This is a genomic window from Paenibacillus sp. J31P316 (assembly GCF_056269105.1).
In genome coordinates, this window is sequence record NZ_JBWDNI010000004.1 from 398,946 (window position 1) to 415,318 (window position 16,373).

At 45.4% G+C, this 16,373-nt stretch carries 18 protein-coding genes and 1 pseudogene; 14 read left to right on the forward strand and 5 right to left on the reverse strand.

The window, feature by feature from the left end; translation table 11 throughout:
• Positions 1-17 precede the first annotated feature (17 nt).
• The 5 genes and pseudogenes from AC0YNU_RS17185 (at position 18) to AC0YNU_RS17205 (ending at position 4,254) form a co-directional block, all read left to right on the forward strand.
• Complete coding sequence (locus tag AC0YNU_RS17185; protein ID WP_475758681.1) at positions 18-884, forward strand: SDR family oxidoreductase; 867 nt, start codon at positions 18-20, stop codon at positions 882-884.
• A gap of 516 nt (positions 885-1,400) precedes the next feature.
• On the forward strand, positions 1,401-1,814 hold the full coding sequence (locus tag AC0YNU_RS17190) for a hypothetical protein (protein WP_475758683.1): 414 nt from the start codon (positions 1,401-1,403) through the stop codon (positions 1,812-1,814).
• Positions 1,815-2,103: 289 nt separating this feature from the next.
• Positions 2,104-2,637, forward strand: a pseudogene (locus tag AC0YNU_RS17195) (suppressor of fused domain protein).
• A gap of 181 nt (positions 2,638-2,818) precedes the next feature.
• On the forward strand, positions 2,819-3,310 hold the full coding sequence (locus AC0YNU_RS17200) for an imm11 family protein (RefSeq protein WP_475758685.1): 492 nt from the start codon (positions 2,819-2,821) through the stop codon (positions 3,308-3,310).
• 554 nt (positions 3,311-3,864) lie between these two features.
• Positions 3,865-4,254: a hypothetical protein gene (locus tag AC0YNU_RS17205; RefSeq protein WP_475758687.1), complete on the forward strand. Its 390-nt coding sequence runs from the start codon at positions 3,865-3,867 to the stop codon at positions 4,252-4,254.
• Positions 4,255-4,541: 287 nt separating this feature from the next.
• Here AC0YNU_RS17205 and AC0YNU_RS17210 read toward each other — a convergent pair whose 3' ends face one another.
• A complete protein-coding gene (locus AC0YNU_RS17210; RefSeq protein ID WP_475758880.1) occupies positions 4,542-5,408 on the reverse strand; it encodes a sigma-70 family RNA polymerase sigma factor in 867 nt (288 codons plus the stop codon).
• A gap of 197 nt (positions 5,409-5,605) precedes the next feature.
• Between AC0YNU_RS17210 and AC0YNU_RS17215 the strand changes: the two genes are divergently transcribed.
• The 9 genes from AC0YNU_RS17215 to AC0YNU_RS17255 all read left to right on the forward strand — a co-directional run bounded on the left by AC0YNU_RS17215 (position 5,606) and on the right by AC0YNU_RS17255 (position 12,964).
• Complete coding sequence (locus AC0YNU_RS17215; RefSeq protein WP_475758689.1) at positions 5,606-6,079, forward strand: carboxymuconolactone decarboxylase family protein; 474 nt, start codon at positions 5,606-5,608, stop codon at positions 6,077-6,079.
• Positions 6,080-6,104: 25 nt separating this feature from the next.
• Entirely contained in the window at positions 6,105-6,746 is a 642-nt protein-coding gene (locus AC0YNU_RS17220) for an NAD(P)H-dependent oxidoreductase (protein WP_475758691.1), read from the forward strand.
• A 657-nt stretch (positions 6,747-7,403) separates the two neighbouring features.
• Positions 7,404-8,270 carry an aldo/keto reductase gene (locus AC0YNU_RS17225; RefSeq protein WP_475758694.1) on the forward strand — a complete coding sequence of 289 codons (867 nt, stop codon included), beginning with the start codon at positions 7,404-7,406 and terminating at the stop codon, positions 8,268-8,270.
• A gap of 282 nt (positions 8,271-8,552) precedes the next feature.
• Entirely contained in the window at positions 8,553-8,729 is a 177-nt protein-coding gene (locus AC0YNU_RS17230; protein ID WP_475758882.1) for a glycine zipper domain-containing protein, read from the forward strand.
• Between the two features lie 445 nt (positions 8,730-9,174).
• Entirely contained in the window at positions 9,175-9,534 is a 360-nt protein-coding gene (locus AC0YNU_RS17235; protein ID WP_475758696.1) for a carboxymuconolactone decarboxylase family protein, read from the forward strand.
• 25 nt (positions 9,535-9,559) lie between these two features.
• Positions 9,560-9,931, forward strand: a complete 372-nt coding sequence (locus AC0YNU_RS17240; RefSeq protein ID WP_475758698.1) for a MerR family transcriptional regulator — start codon at positions 9,560-9,562, stop codon at positions 9,929-9,931.
• Between the two features lie 449 nt (positions 9,932-10,380).
• Positions 10,381-11,193 carry an alpha/beta fold hydrolase gene (locus tag AC0YNU_RS17245; RefSeq protein WP_475758700.1) on the forward strand — a complete coding sequence of 271 codons (813 nt, stop codon included), beginning with the start codon at positions 10,381-10,383 and terminating at the stop codon, positions 11,191-11,193.
• Between the two features lie 18 nt (positions 11,194-11,211).
• Entirely contained in the window at positions 11,212-11,874 is a 663-nt protein-coding gene (locus tag AC0YNU_RS17250) for a DUF998 domain-containing protein (protein WP_475758703.1), read from the forward strand.
• Between the two features lie 85 nt (positions 11,875-11,959).
• On the forward strand, positions 11,960-12,964 hold the full coding sequence (locus AC0YNU_RS17255; protein WP_475758885.1) for a GerAB/ArcD/ProY family transporter: 1,005 nt from the start codon (positions 11,960-11,962) through the stop codon (positions 12,962-12,964).
• Between the two features lie 24 nt (positions 12,965-12,988).
• On the opposite strand, the gene AC0YNU_RS17260 is transcribed toward AC0YNU_RS17255, so the two are convergent.
• The 4 genes from AC0YNU_RS17260 to AC0YNU_RS17275 all read right to left on the reverse strand — a co-directional run bounded on the left by AC0YNU_RS17260 (position 12,989) and on the right by AC0YNU_RS17275 (position 16,247).
• Positions 12,989-14,287, reverse strand: a complete 1,299-nt coding sequence (locus AC0YNU_RS17260; protein ID WP_475758705.1) for a M48 family metallopeptidase — start codon at positions 14,285-14,287, stop codon at positions 12,989-12,991.
• A gap of 119 nt (positions 14,288-14,406) precedes the next feature.
• Positions 14,407-14,577, reverse strand: coding sequence for a hypothetical protein (locus AC0YNU_RS17265; RefSeq protein WP_475758707.1), 171 nt, complete (start codon positions 14,575-14,577; stop codon positions 14,407-14,409).
• Between the two features lie 26 nt (positions 14,578-14,603).
• Positions 14,604-15,293, reverse strand: a complete 690-nt coding sequence (locus AC0YNU_RS17270) for a glycosyltransferase family 2 protein (protein WP_475758709.1) — start codon at positions 15,291-15,293, stop codon at positions 14,604-14,606.
• Positions 15,294-16,247, reverse strand: coding sequence for a glycosyltransferase (locus AC0YNU_RS17275; RefSeq protein WP_475758711.1), 954 nt, complete (start codon positions 16,245-16,247; stop codon positions 15,294-15,296).
• Between the last annotated feature and the right edge of the window lie 126 nt (positions 16,248-16,373).

The following is a 16,373-nucleotide window of genomic DNA, read 5'->3' on the forward strand; positions in this document are numbered from 1 at the left end:
TAAAAGGAGAAATGAAAATGATTCTTATAACTGGAGCAAACGGAAAAACTGGTCGTGCCGTAATTAAAGCTTTGCTTTCTAAGGGAGAGCGGGTAAGGGCTTTTGTTCGTAGAACCGAACAAATCGAGGACATTAAATCCTTGGGTGAGATGGAAGTCGTTGCGGGAGATATGCTGGATCAAAAGGCTGTAAATGAGGCATTAGTCGGAATTAGGGCTGTATACCACATTTGTTCAGCTATGAATCCCGATGAAGTTCAAATCGGACAAATAATCATACAAGCAGCTCGTTTAGCCAAAGTTGAACATTTTGTATTCCACTCCGTCATACATCCCGTCATTCAAGAAATGCCGCATCATCAGAAAAAACTCATGGTTGAGGAGCTCCTGGTGAACTCAGGTATCCCATATACGATTATTCAGCCAGGCATATTTATGCAGAATATACTCGATTCTTGGAAGTTGCTTAGTGAAAAAGGGATCTTTCAACAAAAGTACTTTACGACTCAAGAAACTCGCATATGTATGATTGACTTAGAAGACTTAGCCGAGGCAGTTGCAATCATTCTTACTCGTCCGGGACATACATGGGCTTCATATGAACTTTCAGGACCTGAAAATTTATCATTGTCTGATATGATAGCAGCAATGGAACAGCATATTGGGCATGAAATCAAAGTTGAAACGCCGCAAGATGACATGTTCGCAGCACAATTAAAAAAGCGTGGGGCAGGAGACTATCAAGTAAATACAATATTAAAGATGTTCCAACATTACAATGAACATGGATCTATCGGAAATTCTAATGTTTTAACGTGGATATTAGGTCGGAAGCCGAATGATTTTTCATCCTTCATTATTAGAACATTAACAAGCAAGAACTGATATTGGAAGAAAGCAAAGTCATAAAACCTAATGTAATCCGAAAGCTCATTCCAAAAATGAATGAGCTTTTTGTTTTGCGTTAATTGTCATTAGAGAATGTAGGGCATCAAACATTGTCATACAATTTATCATTGTTAGCAATAGCATCATGATGGCAACTAATCCGATTAATAACGGAAACAATTCGGATCGGAGAATTAAAGCAGTAAGCTGTAAATGCCACTCCGCCTTCATAGGAACTGGTTCCTTGCGCTCGATGTTGCGAAGACGAATGATAGCAGCAAGTGTAATACCTCCGGCGGCATGAGCGATAGACCGATCAAAGCGCTTTAGCTAACAGGGAATGAAAGTCTAACATATCATTGAGCAGTTTGCCGGTGGCAGTTCCTCCAATTCTCATTAAGCTAAAGGGCAGATTACTTCAAGTGGTACTAACGAAAAATGGTACTATCCAGTGGGGAGCCGGTCCAGTAAAATCGTGGTAAACATGATGTAAATGGAGGATGAGTAAAAGCAATGAAGAATATCATTCTTTCATTTCTATATTACATAGCTTTGTGGTTATCTCTTTTTATTGTTTTATATATCTATTCTGATGATTATAATTTTCCTTGGTCAACACATGACGAAGGATTGAAATATCTTCATTTTTTATTAACAGAACCTTTTCCTCTAGGAATATCTCTTTTTTCAACGTTTGGAATAAGTGATATTAGATGGAGGAAGGTCAGATTAGTTAGACAGATACTAATACTTTTAATTTTTCTTACAACCACCGTTTATATGATGGCAGATGGGGGCCAGCTAGGGCATACAAAAATATTGATTGGTTTTATATTAGCGTTATCCATTACTGGAATTACAATATTACTACCATTTGCAGAAATCTTTCTAGTTCAAAGATATTTAAAAACGAATAAAAGTCATTGAACTAACGGGAAACGTTAGTTGATTAACCCAACAGATGAAGCTGCCGGTAAACCATCGGGAGCTTTGCTACGTTAAGTGGGCAGGTAACTCGACTTGTGCTCCGAATTACTTTAAATATTGCCTGTGCGGTGAAGATTAGAGGGGTTAGAGGAGGTCAAATGAATTGACATTAGATGAGTATAAAAATCGAGCTTCTGAACAGGAAGACTGGGCACCAGGATGGGATGCCATCGATGAGGAATTTGAACTGCTCTATCCAAAACAGAATCCAGTGCATTATGGGACAGAGATGCATAAACGTGCTATTTTTGGTGGGGATGAGTACCTAGATGGATGTAGCATTTATCAATCTCCGAATGGATATAAGCATTTACTGACATATGGAATGACCGAGCTTTACATTGAAGAGGAATCGTTTGGTGGTGAGTGGAGTCGTTGGGGATACGAAATGACGATAAAACTAAAAGAGGAATAAATTGAGAACTGTCTATGGGCAATAAATATGCTTTCTAATCTTGCTCGTTATACCTACACGAAAGAAAGAATATTTGAACCTACTCAGTATGTTCCTGGCAATGGTAAATCTCTTCATTTTGGTATTGAGTCTCGGATTACAGCGTTAATAGTAGTAAGTGATACTGAAGTGAAAGAAATAAATACTCCCCACGGAAAAGTTGATTTTATTCAATTCGTTGGAATTACACAACGAGAATTAGATTTATTGAAAGAGGATAGAAATCAATTTGAGGTTTTATTTGAGAATATGAAGAAGGACAATCCGTTTTTAATAACTGATATGAATCGAACTAAATCATATTTGTAAATCGGAAATTCTTAAGCTAACGGGACACGTTAGTTCATTGCACCATGAGCAGTTTGCCGATTGCAACTGCTCCTTTTTTCGTTACGGGAAGTCGGGCAGGATAGCGAAGAATTCAGCGAATACTTCACCGGCACCTGAAAGAACCGAGTATTTAATGCACTTTGGAAGGTGTGAAAATAGAATGAAGGTTTGGCAGATTAACTCGACTGAGGAAAGTATGGTCGTTATACCTAATAATTATGAAAAAGATCGTGAAGCAATACTGCGAACTTCTATGGGAGAAGCATTAAAAAGCAATTGGACACCGGTTAAGTTTAAGATTTATAGAAAGGGTAAACATAGAAATTTCCCTCATATAATCCCTGGCATTTTGTTGCTTACTGACAAATCAATCCAGGTAATTGGCAAGCTTATAGAGAACTATGTCGAATTCCTTAATACTGAAAACGATGATCCGAAAATTTATATATGCAATGTAATAAAAGTAATTGAATTTGCGGGGTTCACAAAAATGTCGTTTACATCTGAAAAAATAAAGGGTGCACCTATATTCAAAGCTCAAGTAAATAAATCATCAAGAATTTATGTCTCGGATGAGTTCAGGGACTTAGTACTGAATTCTAAACTAAAAGGCCTGGAGTTTACGGAGGTTTGGAATTCTCAAGCAAATTGATGCTACAGTCCATTGAATAAGTGCAGCTGACAATAGATGGTTAAACTATCGGAAGACTATAGTTGAATGGAGACAAAACGGCAGCCGGCCGCGCGATCGGCTGCCGTTGTCCGTTGAAGTAACAGGCAGATAGCTCCAGTATGTGTTAAAATATGATAGTTTAGATAATTATGTAATAAGTTACTGTCTAATACTCAGAAACAGCATGAAATTAATAATGGAACATAAGGTGGTGTAATTATGTTTTTTAGCTTCATTGGGGTGTATTTGATGCCTATCTTGGGATTTTTATTCATAGTTGTCTTATTAAAAGCAGTCAATAAGATTATGAAGGGAAAGTCTTATACTGCTGAGGTCTTCTGGAGTGGCTTAATTTTTGCACTAATAGTTTGGACCATCAGTATACTGTCCTTTATGAACAATTAATCCTGAACAAACGAAGGTGTTTCAACTAACGGGAGACGGTAGTTCAATTAAATGTATTCATATTGAGGAAAGCGCGACAGAAGAACAACTGGGTCGTATATATCGTATCGAATAATGGGGTGCGTACCATGAAATTACTTTTTCGCAACATGATTCTTTTAATAACTGGAATTTCTTTGACGTTTCTTTTCGGTTGTAGCAACTATGGCAACCAGTTAGAAGGTGCAGCTGTAAAAGAAGAGAAAACATTCAGTAATGAAAAAATCGAATTAGGATTGTCAGAAGATATTAAAAGAGTAACAGCAGCTCAATTGAGTCGAATATCAGAGGATATGACTTATAAAGAGGTGATAAATACATTAGGTAATACCAAAGACATTGGTTCCGGGTTATATATATTTAAATATGAGTACGAGAACGGTCGATTTTTTAATATTACCTTTGGAAATTACAATGAAATAATACGCAAAGAAAATTATGAAACTTTTCAGAAAATGATATCTCATACTACTAATTGATTATTCTAACGGGAGACTATAGTTGAATGGAGACACAACGGCAGCCGGTCAAACGATCAGCTGCCTTTTCATTGAAGTAAAGGGCAGATTAGTTTAAGAGTACAAGCGGTGAACCGTACCATAAGTAACGGCATGTTTTTTTAGATATACGATTAAAGAGTCTGTAACTATTAGTAAGGGTGGCAGCATGTGTTAACTCAAGCCCGATTAGCTTGATACAGCTAGGGGGCTTTCAATTGAAATACGGATTAACGTATGAAATATTTGTATACGGGGCACAACGGTGCTCAATCGCTCAACACTGCCAAATCAAGCTGACTTATGCGTTCAGGATCGGAGATTAGGTCGACCTCGGCAATCTTTCCGTGACTCATTGTAAATTTGAGTACATAGTGCAACTTGCCTAGAGGAGCCGCAATGATGCCTACCGTTCCGTTCACTAGGGCAAGTTGAACTGCCTTCTGAGCACGTCCCGAAACTTGTTTCGCTAGAGCGACCGCTCCACGCGTTACTCTTGAAGATCCTGTTTGACGATCGTCACGAAGTATAACGTCCGGATCGAGCGCAGCTACAAGAGTATCGAAATCGCCTGCGTGCGCTGCAGCAAGAAAAGCTTGAACAACCTCGCGTTGGAGAGCAAGGCTGACTTCCGGCTTCGCTTTCGCCCCGCGAACCCGGTGGCGTGCTCTGCTCGCAAGCTGCCTTGTCGCGGCTTCCGACTTTCCTACAATAGGAGCAATCTCATTAAAGGGCATGGCGAAAACATCGTGCAGCACGAAAGTGATGCGTTCTGCAGGTTTCAAATTACCGAGCACGACTAGCAGTGCAATACCGATAGAATCAGCCAGGATGGCTTCTTGTTCGGGGTCGATTATATCTTGGCTCCCGAAAGTCTCTGGCAAATGGGCTTCTATCGATTCTTCGCGCCTAGAATTTCGCGATCGTAACATGTCGAGACAAATCCGTGAAACAACAGTGGTCATCCATCCTCCCATGTTCTCAATACCCCTTGCATCCGCACGACTAAGACGCAACCAAGACTCCTGTACCGCGTCCTCCGCTTCGTTCAATGACCCGAGCATTCGATAAGCCACGGCCTGAAGGTGCTTCCGATGCGCTTCGAATGTATTTGCCAACCAATCCTGTTCGCTCATCATTCAAACTCCCTCATCACAAAAATCAAAATACCCCTATAAATACTGACGAATGCAATCTGAACATTGTGACGAGACGTCGATCGTTTGTTGTTCTATTCTTTTCTCCAAAAATGTTATCACATTTCCCGAGGGTTGATCCGTCAGCATAGTAAAGAGCCAAAACGGTTCTAATTGAAATTAAAGGAGATCTCCACGTGAAATCAAGAATGGATCGTCCTACTATGATCGTGCCCGACGCGACTCAAGCTTTACAAGCCTTGGGCAAAGCTCTGTTTGCATCCGCAGAGAAAACAAAAATTCCAAGCCGTACACTCTTCCTTGCGTATCTTCGAGCAAGCCAAATCAATGGGGACAGTGTATGCGTCGAACTCCATTCGCGCAATGCCTTGGCGGCAGGCGAATCTACAGAGCGTCTGCTGGCCGTGTCGGCATGGCGTGAAACGCAATACTTCAATGACGCCGAGCGTGCTGCGCTTGCACTCAGTGAATCTGTTACCCGGCTCAATGACCGAGTAGACCCAGTACCAGATGACATCTTTAATGAGGCAGCCCGACACTTCGATGTGCAGGCACTGGCGACCATGATCACCGGGATAGCCACGGCCAACCTTTGGAATCGACTTAACGTCTCCACCAGACAGATCGTCAACGTTTCTGGGAGTAAGTAAAAAAACTGAAAGTGGGTATTCCATTTTGGCAACAGTATTATATATTACGGCAAATCCACATGATCATGTACAATCATACAGTATGTTAGTAGGTGAAGAGTTTCTACAGACTTATCGATCTGCAAATCCGAATGATGAAGTTATCCATCTTGATCTGTACAAAATGGATATACCGCAACTTGATACAGATGTTTTTAGCGGTTGGAGCAAACTGAAAGCAGGTATCGCATTTGAAAAATTGACCGAAGCTGAGAAAATGAAACTAAGCCGTATTAATGAGTTGGTAAATCAATTTGTTGCCGCAGACAAATACGTATTTGTTACTCCGATTTGGAATTATTCGTATCCACCCGTTATGAAGTCATACATTGACTCCATTTGCATAGCAGGTAAGACTTTCAAATATTTACCGGGTATAGGCCGGGTTGGCTTGCTTAGTGATAAAAAAGCCGTTCATATTCAAGCTAGCGGAAGCTTCTTGTCGCCAGGCTCAGATGATGCAAACTTAGAAATGGGTCACCGCCACCTGAAAGTTATGATGGAGTTTTTTGGAATCCCTGGCTTTGAGGGAATATTTGTTGAGGGTATGGCTGCGAAACATGACCAAGAAACTGCGATAAAAGAAAAGGCGATTCAACAAGCGCGCGAGGTTGCCCGAAGATTCTAAAGTCTAGTCTTTACTTACGGAGTAATTCAAACAATAGGATTATTTCTGGGATAAGCTCTCCGATAGTGGAGACGAGAAGGCTCAGGTGTGCGAGTGGTTGAAAGACAAGTTTGGAGTTAGAACAAGCATACGAGGGGTAATGCATATCCCATTAAAGGCCATCCCACAAAGGATGGCCTTTAAACTTGCCGTTACAGACAGCGCGGAGAACCGTACCATAAGTAATGGCAAGTTTTCTCGGAAAATCCCGCAGCAGGCTCGGAACGGGAGCTTAACCGGACATAGGTTCGATAGGGGCTGCATGTGGCGAAAAAGTTGACACAAACGGGCTTCTGCGAGCTTTTTGGAATCATGGAACGACGCGTTAGAGGGCAGCTTAGCAATCTCACACTATGATAAGTTTATTGCTCTAAAGAGTATGATATTGAACTAAATACTGACACCTTTAAACCAATTTTATTAGATCAAATCGTGAATGCTCAGCTTTTGGGCCCGATAGTTGAGCAGTGTACCGATGGCAGATACTCCACTTTTCGTTAAGCAAATGGATACCTATACGCAAGAACAGGGATATCCTTCAAAAGATCGAATACATAAGAATACGATAGGTTTTGAACTAAGTGGTGCTATTAATGATTGAGAGATCGGAGGAATCTTATGCTACAGCGTAAATTAGGCAACACGGATGTCCGCGTTCCGGCAATAGGACAAGGGACGTGGAAGTTCGGTGAAGAGGAACGGAGTGCGAAGCAAGAGATAGAGGCGCTGCTTTTCGGTATCGAGCATGGGCTTACGCTTATCGACACGGCCGAGGATTACGCCGCCGGCGGTTCCGAACGGGTCGTCGGCCAGGCGATCGCAGGCCTTCGTGACGATGTGTTCCTAGTCTCGAAGGTAGCGGCACGCAATTGTTCGTACCAAGGTGTTCTGGATGCAGCGGAAGCAAGCCTGGCGCGGTTGAAAACCAATCACATCGACTTGTATCTGCAGCACTGGCCGAGCGAGCAGCACGAGGTATCGGAAACGATGGCTGGCATGGCTGAATTGGTCAAGCGGGGGATGATCAAGCATGTCGGCGTGAGTAATTTCTCAATCGCGCTCTTGCGGGAAGCGCAGCGCTGTCTCGGCGATATTCCGCTAGTCTGCAATCAGGTTCCCTATCATTTGAACGATCGGCGCATCGAAAGCGACAATGTGCCTTACTGCGAGGAAGCCGGCATCACCGTCATGGGTTATTCGCCTTTTGGCTATGCACCACATGTATTCGGGGAAGTGGGCTTCCCAGAGGCGGGTTCGGAGCAACGGCAGGTCTTGGATATCATCGGTGCCAAGTACGGCAAAAACGCCTTCCAAGTCGCGTTGAACTGGGTGCTTAGGCAGGACAATCTGATCACGATTCCCAAAGCCGCCAGCCTGGCGCACATCGAGGATAACATTCAGTCTTTGGGCTGGGAGCTGGACAGTGACGATATCGCGCGGATCGAAGCTAACTTCCCGGTCGAACGGACAATTCCGGGCGAATAATCTCGTTTAATTTCCGGAAGTGTTAGCAAGATCCGCATACCGGTTTCGTATTGAACAACAAAAGGTGCTTCCTACGCGGGAGGCGCTTTTTTGCGTATCCATTCTAGCAAATTGACGTATAAAGGTAGATTCACTAGGATATGATATAGCGAAGGTATAGAGTATTGGTGTTTTATCGTATTGAGTTATACCTACATATTTTGGAAAGTCGTAGTATGAGGCGAAACTGCCACAGCAGTAAAGCTTTGGAATGAAATTAAGAAGCGGAGTGATTATTTGAAAATGAAAGATGACGGAAATAGTTCTTTCATAGGCGTTGGAATTGCTTTTGGTTCCGCTTTTGGTGTCGCATTTGGAGCAGTATTCGGTAATGTAGGTCTTGGAATTGTATATGGAACTTCATTTGGAATTGTAGTCGGATTAGCAGTCGGTATTTTTAGAAATAACAAGAACAAGTGAAAACGCTCGATTACGTTAACGGAGAACGTTTGCTCAATCAAACATTAGGTTGTTCCCGACCGTCAACGTCTGAAGCATTAGTTACAGCCCTATTAACTTGGAAAAACTTTCCTCACCATTGTCTGAACCATCGTGTGTTTATGTGTCTAAATAAATAGTCGTTGTGCTATCGTCTCCCAATTCTCCCAATCAAAGAAGCATCTTTCGCAACGCAAGCCGCCAACTCGCAACGTTTATTGTCCATGCTCCGTTTCCACCTGCTCCGCCGAGGACGTTCAAGATGAGATCATTAACGTCCAAATATCCGAGCCGTGCTCCGAGTTGGGTCAAGGCGATGCGTCGCGGCCGTCAGCGAATACAAGCAAGACTTTCAATAAATGTCTTGCTTTAGAGCGCGCTCTAAAGTTTAGAATGAGAATCAGTTGAAACATAAGGAGCTGAACGTATGAAGAATCGATATGAATTCGGAATGGAAATGTTGAATAAAGTGGACGGACATGCAGGCGAGGCTGTCGTAGCCCCCTTAGGTGACTTAGGGAACATTCTCGTGGAATGGTTCGGCGATATTTACGGCCGCGAGAGGCTAACCTTAAGGGAACGAGAAATTGCAACGATAGCCATGCTGACGGTACTGAACAGGGAGCCGCAATTGAGGGTACATTTAGAGGCCGGATCCAATGTAGGGCTGACTCGGCAGGAAATGGAAGAGGTTATTATTCAATCGGTCCTTTATGGGGGATTCCCGACGGCCATCAACGGGATGAACCTGCTTAACAGCATGACTCTGCCGAGTGAAGGAAAATGACGCTGCATTCTGATATAGTACTAGTATGAATAAGACGTATACTATCCAGCAAGTTACGAAGCTCACCGGTCTTTCCGCTCATACGCTGCGTTATTACGAAAAAGCTAATCTCATCCGCGCCATTGGAAGAGAAGGCAACGGTTACCGCTATTATTCCAAACAGGACGTGGAATGGCTCAAGTTTCTTATCCGCTTACGTGATACCGGCATGCCGATTCGCGATATGCAGCATTTCGCCGAGCTGCGCTATCTCGGTGACGATACGATCGCCGAGCGCAGACGGATGCTCGAGCACCATAAACAACAGATCCGGGAGCAGATTGACCAGCTTATAGGGAATTTAGAGGCTTTAAACGAGAAAACCGAGTATTACAAAGAGCTGGAGCAGGGACATTAAAGAACGAATCGAATGGCTCTGAATTTTCTATTGAAATAACTGGAATCGAAAGTTCTGTAACACGATGGCGGCCGGCGCATTTGAAGTGACCCCTTAAAGTTAGACATATTTATTTAGGCAACCTGTTGGGCATGGGCTCGGTATTGTACCGGACTCATGCCTTTTAATTTGGACGAGACCCGAGTGTATAGGTGATAATTTCGCCGTTACACAAGTCTAGAACGGGTGAGAGATAGAGCTTTTCTCCAAACAGTTTGAACTCGGTAATATCCGTAACCCACTTCTCATTTCCCTTAATAGCCGCAAGCCACGTCGAATGCCTGTCACACACAGGTTTTGGTCTTGATTCAAAAAAAAATTATAAAATAAACTTCGACCTGTCGATTCATTACATATCTAATCGTCGTCCATATAGAGACGAAATTCCAACAACAAAAAGGAGACTTCCCATGCACACCTTCCTCTCAAAAGACGGCACCAAGATTGCTTATGACAAAACAGGCCGCGGACCGGCACTCATCTTGGTTGCGGGCGCGTTCAGCTACCGTAACTTTCCCGGCCAGGTGCAGTTAGCTAATCTGTTATCGCAAGATTTCACGGTGTATAACTATGATCGCCGGGGCAGAGGCGACAGCGGAGACACGCAGCCCTATGAAGCAGAACGCGAGTATGAAGATCTCCAGGCCATGATTGATGAAGCCGGCGGCTCGGCATACGTGTGGGGATTGTCATCCGGGGCGGTTCTTGCCCTGCAGGCAGCAGCCAGGGGAGCAAACATCACCAAGCTAGCTCTTCATGAGCCTCCGTTTGTGGTTGAGGACGCGGACCGCAAGCCGCCGAAAAATTTCGTCTCGCAGGTTGCTGAGCTGATTGCCGCAAATCGTCGGGAGGAGGCTATCAAGTATTTTATGATTCAGGGAATGGGCGCTCCTTCATTCGTTGTCAGCTTGATGCGAATCATGCCAGGCGTGTGGTCCAATCTCATGGCTGTTGCCCACACGCTCCCCTATGATGCGGCTTTGCTCGATGGATACATGGATGGTAAGCCGTTGAATGCCGAATTATGGCGTACGGTCACGATGCCAACGCTGGTGCTCGAAGGCGTTGAGAGCCCAGTTGCGCTGCGTCATAGCGCCAAGGCACTGGCAGGCGTGCTTCCTAACGCGCAATTGAGGAGCAAAAAAGGACTTGGCCATACCAAGAAACTCCATACAAAAATCATTTCATCGGAGCTGACATCATTCTTTAAGGACGAAAAATAAGAGAGAGGATGATTGATTATGCAAACAGCAATCGTTTCAAAGATGAACGCAAGCACCATTAAGCTGCTTCTAGCTGGAGGGGTCGCTTCTGCACCGTTGTTCTTCGCAGCAGCCATTGTTCAAGTATTCACACGTGAGGGATTCGATATCAGGCGTCACGCCATCAGCACGTTAACGTTAGGTGATTTGGGATGGATTCAAAGCGCGAATTTCATCATAACCGGATTACTCGCTGTGTTGGCGGCAATCGGAATACGCGGCATGATTCGAGGTGGCAAAGGCGGAACATGGGGGCCATTGCTCATCGGCACTTATGGAATTGGGATGATGGTGGCTGGTCTATTCCGCCCGGACCCCGGTCTCAGCTTCCCCTCTGGAGCCCCTGCGGGCATGCCGACAACCATGAGCGGCCATGCAGCCATTCATTCTTTCGCATTTTTTACGGCCTTTATCTGCTTGATTGCTGCGTGCATCGTCTTGGCGTTCAGATTTGCCTCCCAAGAGGAGCGCGTGTGGAAAATCTACTGTATCATGACGGCTGTCATTGCCCCGTTGCTTATTGTTGCAGGAATGGGGATGGCTAATGGGATTGGGGTAATCATGGGAATCGCAGGAATGGTTGCCTTCGGGTGGGTCTCTGCGCTAGCCGCAAGATTGCGCTCCAAAGCCTATCAGAGTTAAATACTCCTTGTTAAGCACTCTATTTCTTCCGGGTTTTACTTGACACGGGTTTAAGACGCTGCTTTAAGATTCATCCATATGGCAGATCGGTTACGTTGCAGGACATGACTCATGGATATCAGCCATCCTTGGCACGATAGCGGGGCTTGGAATCAATTGGATTTACGCATACTTATGTCAGAAATACCCGCAAAAATCGTTAGTCGAAATCGCGCACATCTTATTCGGGCCATGGCTCGGCAAATGGGTCGGATTATTGTATACCTGGTATGGCGTTTTCCTCGGGGCTTATGTGCTGCGCAATTTCACGGATTTGACGGGAACGGTTCTGCTGCCAAGAACGCCTTCCTTGATCGTAGGAAGCATTATGATCTGCGTAGTCGGCTGGACGGTATTTAAAGGAGTGGAGGTCATATGCAGATGCGCGATTATTTTACTGGTGCTTACCGTGGTTTCAACCTTCCTGATACAACTATTATTGATACCGGATATGGATCCGAAGGCAGTACTGCCGGTCCTTGAAAGCGGCTGGACGGCCATCTTCAAAGGCGCTGGACAAATCGCCACCGTTACATTCGGAGAGACCGTTTTGTTTTCCATGTTCATTCCCTATGTCAATCGGTCGGCCTCCGTGCAGAAAACCGTCCTTTCCATGATTGCCGTAGTAGGGACGTTCATTGTCGTTCAGGTTCTCGCCGATATCATGGTTTTAGGGGAAATCACGAGCGATCAGCTGTTTCCCAGTTATACCGCTTTGACGTATATAGGAGTCGGAGACTTCATTGAACGCATCGAGCCGTTCGGGTTTACGGTGTGGATTTTCAATGAATTCACCAAACTATGCGTCTGTTTATTCGCAACGACCTTAGCCTTCTCGCAGACGATCGGCAGTCGGGATTACCGATTTTATATTATCCCCCTTGGGCTGCTGGTTCTTATCGGATCCATAATTATTCATCCCAATCAGCTGGATGTCGTCGAATTCGTTAAAGACATTTGGCCGCTGTATTCGGTTCCTTTTCTGATTCTCGTTCCGTTGTGCATGCTTTTCGTCTCTCTGATGAAGCGAAAAAGCTGGAATTTGAAATAGCGTGGCAGCACCCTATTCATAGGGCTATTCATAAAGACTATTCCGATACGCATCTACAAGCCTTGCCTGGATCTCCGGTTGGACGGTTTGAAGCTCTTGATCCAGTCGTTCCAACTGTGCAGCATTCAATCGAACCATAGAATCGGTTGTTTGTTCGCGCGCAAGCAAAACCGTAAGCCGATACGCCGTAGGCGGATGCGTAAGATTCAAGGTCGATCCTTCCAACATTTCAACGCGTTGAATCCGTTCTATCTCTCGAGCCGGCATAGCGTCAACTGCTGCCTGAAATTCATCAAAAAAGTTCAGTTTTGATGGATTCATGACGAATCGCTGAATGCAGAGCAAAAATGTCGTTGCGCAGTACATTTTGTGCATAACGCCGATCGCGCCTTGCGTGCCCCCTATTTGTGCGCCGATGTAATCCGCCAAATACTCTTCTTTTTGCTCCTCGTAATACTGAAAAACGATAAACAACTCGATAACCGCACGCGGAATGTAGGAAAGCAGCTCCATAACATAATTGGATATCAGACTAAGCAGAGAGACCACTGACCCTCCCCAAATGATTTCGTCTATCGGACGCAGTAACGCATACCAACGAATCAGCGTACGTATCGCGGATTGAACAAAATAGCTGCGATTGAAATCGCCGTTCACTCCGTGCCCAAGCTCATGCCCGATGATCGCCGACTTTTCATCCGGCGATAAGATACTGAAAAACGGGAGTCCCAGTGTGACGTATCTTTTCTGGCGAAGACCGACATGCCTGTATGAGGCATTGTAGGATTCATCAAGGATGATGCCATCCACACGAGGGGTTTGGAGTCGATCGGACACTTCGTCCATAAACGCATACAGAACAGGAAACTGCTCTCGTGGCGCAATGTCCGATTGCTCTTCTTTAGTTAAGCGAGGTATTCGGGGGAGCTGGAACCAGAGAATCAGTAACATTGGAATCGTAATAAGGAAGTATACCGGCTTGTGAAATCCGAGCCACACCATGTACATGCTTAGCAGAAAATAAGCCGCCGTGCAGAGATGGATGACCGAGGCTAGCAAAATAACCATGACTTTCATGCGAGTCAATTTGGGTCGGAAATTTTCAGTATCGTACATGTCGCGTAACATCCGATTGCCGACCTTATGCCCGAGACGTTTATATGTAGCGTCGAATCGAGTATAGACTTGCTCGCTCTGGTAAGGAGTTAGATTCCATCCGCATTCACACCATGATTTATATTGCGGGTGCGCGGGAACTTCCGATCGGCACTCCGGGCATAGTACAGTCTCTAAACCGGTGTCATTGTTTAACGCCACTGCCATTACATTCTCTCCTTTCATTTAAAACAGGGTCCCTTAAACTTGAAATATCGTCGCGGCTTTCCAATAATACTAATCTTTGAGCCGCTTGAATAGGGATGTCATTTAAACTTTATATGAATCTATAACATTCGCATTTTGAGTGGCAGTACGAAGATGCAAAAAATGCGGAACCCGTACGCGAGCTGGATCGGAGCGCCGCTTGGGCGATCGTTCCCGAACGCGTACAGGACCGGATAGCCAGCCTGTTCCTCGCCGAATACGAGGCTGGGAAGCGACCGGATGATTGACATGGGGACGCCTCCACAACCCCCCGGCGCTATTCGACGTAACGTTGAAAATTCTTCGTACGGCGCACCAGCTTGCAATGCTGCATATACCGGCGCGTGCTTTTTTTCTGCGTATGACTACTCCAGTTTTTACGGCGAATGCAGACATAGTGCCGTTTGGAGAGGGAATAGACGTGGAAGCCTCGCCGAATGCAGCGAAAGAGCCATCGCGCATCCGTGCCGGCTTTCCGGTTGGAAGGGAATTTGACGCGGCGCCAGACCGCCTTGCGAAATACAAGCGTTCCTCCTTTGACGTTACGTTTGTATTTCCACTCGCCGCCGCGGCGGAACACCATCAGTGCCCGTTTTGCCGTGAAATAGAGGTAGGCGGTGTGCTTGCCGACGATAGATGCTCTGCCGTGTTTAATCGCGCGAGCGGCCTCCCGAAGAAATTTAGGGCCGTAGTAATCGTCGTCGTCGAACTTGGCGATGAAGCCGTTATCCGCGTTTTTAATGGCATAGTTCAAGCATTTGCCGAGTCGGTATTTTTGGGGTAGTTGGTAAACCGTGATTTCGCCTTCCGGATAGTGGCTTGCTCGCTCCTTATATACCTCAATGTCCATACTGTCATTGTTCAGGACAATGATCATCTTCTTGTTCTTCCACAGCTGACGATCATAATTCTCAAACACGTTGTCGATGCAGGAAGACCTCATCGTGCATGCAATTACGGTAATCATCTAACCCTCATCTCCGTTCGACATAGGTTGAAGCTTTGCTTTGCGCCGATTCCATAACGTTTTTTGTTTGATTTTGTACAGCTTCTTATCGATCACCTTCTGATACAGCCGCAAGAAGGCGTCAGTCATGTTTTGCTCGGAGAATCGGGTTCGGGCATATCTCCTTAACGCGCGGGCACTTGGCAGTCGCTTGCGGTTGCGGACTTTCGCTGCCATGCCGGTTGTCGTGTCGCATACGAGGCGAGGCACGCCGCGAAGCACTTCGGGAACGGCGCCACGGCGAAAGCCGAGTACGGGCGTACCGCTCGCCATGGCTTCGACGAGGACGAGCCCAAACGGTTCATCCCAAGTAGAGGTGAACAAGACGCAGTGCGCGTTGGCCAACAGCCTGCGCTTACGGTTACCGCCTACAGGGCCGATGTAGCGGATTTTATTTCCTAGATGCGGCTTGATTTTGGCGCGGTAGTATTTCTTGTCGTTCAGCGTGCCAGCGATGATAAGCTTTCGGCCCGTCTTTTTTGCCACCTTGATGGCCAGGTGAACGCCTTTCTCCTTGATTAGCCTGCCGAGGAAAAGCAGGTACTTTTGCTTCTTTTTCCGGAACGTGTAGTCATCCATGCTCATGCCGTTGTAAATGGCGTAGCCTTTCCCTTTGCCGTATTTCCGCAAAATGTATTTGCTGACGTAGACCCGGATTTGCACGCTCGATTTGATCGCTTTCGAATGCGACTGGCAGATGGTCGGAATGGGCGGATTCGCTTTTGCTACGATACCGTAGTGATCATGGATGAAGTCGATGTCCGTCGGCATATTCTTGATAATGAAATCCAGCTGCTTCGTTTGATCGTCTGATTCATATTCGAACGTTTGGGTTGCGTTCGATGTGGAGCCCTTCTTGGCGAACAGATACACCTCATGACCCCGTCTGACCAGCTCCTCTGTCAAATAATGCACATCTCGCTGTGTACCTCCGTAATTTTTCGGCGGGACAGGAATGGTATTCGTTGAGATTTGAGCTATTTTCAAGTCACCGTCAGCTCCTTTAGTCGATGTCTGCCATAGGCTTTCATGTAGGATATG